At 53.1% G+C, this 3,364-nt stretch carries 2 protein-coding genes and 1 pseudogene; 2 read left to right on the top strand and 1 reads right to left on the bottom strand.

Features of this window, described 5'->3' with window-relative positions; translation table 11 throughout:
• Positions 1-474: 474 nt before the first annotated feature.
• Positions 475-1,617 carry a DUF3800 domain-containing protein gene (locus tag P0D96_RS47640; protein ID WP_408321245.1) on the bottom strand — a complete coding sequence of 381 codons (1,143 nt, stop codon included), beginning with the start codon at positions 1,615-1,617 and terminating at the stop codon, positions 475-477.
• Between the two features lie 456 nt (positions 1,618-2,073).
• On the opposite strand from P0D96_RS47640, the gene P0D96_RS47635 reads away from it, so the two are divergent.
• Both P0D96_RS47635 and P0D96_RS47630 read left to right on the top strand, forming a co-directional pair.
• A complete protein-coding gene (locus P0D96_RS47635; protein WP_408321243.1) occupies positions 2,074-2,979 on the top strand; it encodes a hypothetical protein in 906 nt (301 codons plus the stop codon).
• Positions 2,980-3,022: 43 nt separating this feature from the next.
• Positions 3,023-3,220, top strand: a pseudogene (locus P0D96_RS47630) (SAM-dependent methyltransferase); the annotation flags it as partial.
• Positions 3,221-3,364 lie beyond the last annotated feature (144 nt).

Genomic DNA, 3,364 nt, shown 5'->3' with positions numbered 1-3,364 from the left:
GAATCGAATCTAACACCGCATACCAACGGCTGGTGCCGGCGATGATCTTGGCTTGATCGGCGGCCCATGAAGAACTTTGGTTTAGAGCCACAAAACGCTACGGCTTATGTCTAGACAGGCAGGAACGAACGAGCACCTCAATAAGCCGACATTGGTGCCGATCGGTTGTGGAGCGCCTCTGCGCTTCTGCTGGCCGCCACCCCCGGAAGGGCGGTGTCGATTCCATCTCGGTTGGCTTCGGCCGACCGCATCAGGCAGTAGCCGGCCAGAAGCGGTCGTTCGTGTGCGCGCTCTGACTGACGTTCGAGCGTCAGCTCCGCGCCAGACAGCGGACCGTCGCTCGACGATTGTCGCCTGCAGAAGATGTAACGGATCGGTCCCACAAGCGATAGATTTTGCGCCAGTCGGTGACGAGGGACGATTGGGTCTTGCACGTCACCAATGCTGAGTCGCTCTGATCGCGTGTGGCGCTCACTACGCGCCAGCGAAGCTTCTGAAGGGTATAGGGTCCACAACGAGGCGCCGGGATAGCGCGCGAATGTATTCGGGCATCCCCTCCGTCAAGCTCTTCCCAGCTTTTGCGCGCGCGTGCAACTCCATGAGGAGCACAGCGTTGCGCTGAACCCGAAAGTCTCGCAATCGCACTTCGTCAAAGTCGGGCATTACGCTGCCGAATGTTGCTACAGGGAGGATTGTTGTCCGCCACTTCTGTGCGTCCTCGTCGTTCGCATTGGAGAAAACATACACTGCTGCTGCAGCGACTGCGTCGGCAATCTGAATGCCGTGGGTTTTCTTTGAGTCTGCGAACTCGAGCGGACCCGACAGGTTGAAGGTGATTGGGTGTCGTTCCTCGCCAAAGTCACTGAACAACTTTTCATCGCGGCCAATCATCGACTCGAAGATGTGTGGATCGTGTTGAAGCGGTTTGGACGGGTCACAGATCGCCGTGATCGGGGAATACTGGATCCCCCAGCTCGCAAGTAGGGTGTAAAGAGCTGTGTTCGTCAAATCAAGAATCCACTTCCCGGCGCCGGAATTCTTGAGCGCAGAAAGCTCTCTGCGAATGTCATCCGAGCGGAGCTGCGCAAACTCGCGGATCTGCGCTATCACCGGTGAGTTTTCGGAATGGGCAGAGGAAGAGAAGATGTTCGGCAGCTTATCTTCGTCGCCGGAGCGCATGAGTTCCTCAAATTCCTGGAATATTTCCTCCGCGCCGGCTCCGCGCGCCGAAAACTCAAGGTAGAGGATATTTGCGATATATTTGTGGAAACCGATACCATAAAAAAGCGAATTAATATCCGAAATCGACGGCTCAAAAATATACTCAAAGAGTTTGCACGCCAATGAAAATTTCTTGTCTGAAATCGAAATTTTTATTTTTCCTCCGAATCTTTCAAGAATCTCATCTATCACCTTCCTTCCGCGAGCGAATTTGACCAGCTTGCTACCCTTTAGCTCACCGCCCTGTACACCATATTTCTCGATCACGCGTCTCACAAACTCGTCTGCCTCATCGTCGCTGGTGGCGACTGAAGCATACGCAAAGAACTTCTGATCAGGATGGAGGAGGTTATTTCCCGTAAACCCCGACTCGTCAAAATAGATTTTTTGTGGCATTAGATAACCCTGTTTGTTTTTGTCCCGACGCAACAACGCCCAGCGTCGCGGTTACTTCGTGAGTGTGAGGCAACTTCGGGTAATCAGCAATGGTCGATAAGTGATGGGGCCTGCACACAAAAGCGATCGCAGCTATCAGTGCAGCGCTTCATTGTTCGACTCGATCTTCCGTTCACGGCCAGTTCCGGATGTTCGATACAGACGCCTAAATCGCCGAAGATTGCCCTGAAAAAGGACGCCTCGGGGCGCTGGTTACAACAGGCAATCGATGACTGGAGTCAGTGATGTGTCGCAGCACCATAAAGTTTTTATTCTTCCGTGCCGATATTCGAAAGGTGAGGCGTCACTGTCCGACGAAAGCCAGTCCGCACGCATTGAAACATGTGAGCTGTGGTACGTTGGTGGACAATTTGCTTTGCGTTACACGAAAATAAAATATCGACGAATTTTTTAATAATGATTCTCTATCACTACACCTCCGTTGCAATGGCTGAAAGCATCTTGCATAGTGGTCTCAAGCCGAGCACGCTTACCCGAGGCAACGGCAGCATAATGTACGGAGTGCTTTGGCTCACCACCGATTCAACTCATTGGGGGCATGGCCTTCTCACTGGTAAGGAGCGCCCAACGGAATCCCAAAAGAGATATATCGAACGGGTTCAAGGTCGGCCTATGGAAAACGAAGCAATGGCAGATAAGACAGCCGTTCGGATTGCTGTGGAATTGGATGACGACGATCCGCTGCTTCATTCTTTCGTCGCTTGGTCGAAAGTGAACGAACGACCTATGTATGCCAGAAGCATGGGACTTTCCGCGCTGTACGATCTAAATTCTTTAAGCGACGCTCAGTTGAAGCGTGCTTACAAGAATGCTCGGACAAAAGAGGGAACCTGGTGGTTATATTTTAATGCCCTCTCGCCTTTGCGTATCGTTAGCGTAGCCGCGCTGGTCGATTCTGCTTTCGTTCCGTATTCTTTTGAATCGCACGGACGAAACGTATTTAGAGAATATGGGTTTGCAGTCGTAAGCCAGAATTCATTGACCTCGCTTGCGTCGTTACTTCCCTCTACTCACGAATTTGACATCGCGAAGGCATTTTGCATTTGTACTGATTCGTCCGCGCGTCCCACCGTTGTCGTGCGTGGTGGTGGCTACCAATTCGAGCTCGACCTAGAAACAGCCGCCGCGCTCAAAGGCGATTTACCCAGTAACTTGGATGCTATCGTTGAATGGGTAGATGGATGCCGGGCGGAGTTGGCTGAATGCTGGAATGATGCTAAGGAAATTTTCTACAACTTCTACCCACACCAGCGACACAATGAAAAGGAATTGAAAGTTGTAACGCCGACTGCTCCGTCGTAAGCGCTGTCGGGAAAGGTAAGCGTCTCTAACGCTCATCAAGCAGTTCAGCTCTAACCCGCGCGGCACGAATCAGGAAGGCTGGAGTCACGGCCGCTACGGCGTCTTCCATGATCTCGAAGCATGGCGCCGATATATGGCGGACGCGGGCTTCGTCGAAATCGAGCACTATTACCGGCCCGCCGGCTTGCCGCGTGAGCGGCAGCCGTGGCTCGCCAGCGTGTGGCGCAAGCCGGTTGCCTGAAGCACCAGGGGGCTGTTCCACCGGACGGCCCCGTTGGGCTTGGCAGAACCTTGCGTTCAAGCCGCTTTGATGCCAGCGCAAAGCAGCCGATTTGCAACAGTGTCCATCGCGCAGAGAAACGACCAGTCGTGGATCTCGCACAAT

This window comes from Paraburkholderia sp. RL17-347-BIC-D, assembly GCF_046027915.1.
Taxonomy (GTDB): domain Bacteria; phylum Pseudomonadota; class Gammaproteobacteria; order Burkholderiales; family Burkholderiaceae; genus Paraburkholderia.
This window is presented reverse-complemented; position numbering and strand designations above follow the sequence as displayed.

Excerpts from the sequence above, each read along its gene's own strand:
- P0D96_RS47640 (WP_408321245.1), bottom strand. The coding sequence starts at position 1,617 with ATGCCACAAAAAATCTATTTTGACGAGTCGGGGTTTACGGGAAATAAC.
- P0D96_RS47635 (WP_408321243.1), top strand. The coding sequence starts at position 2,074 with ATGATTCTCTATCACTACACCTCCGTTGCAATGGCTGAAAGCATCTTG.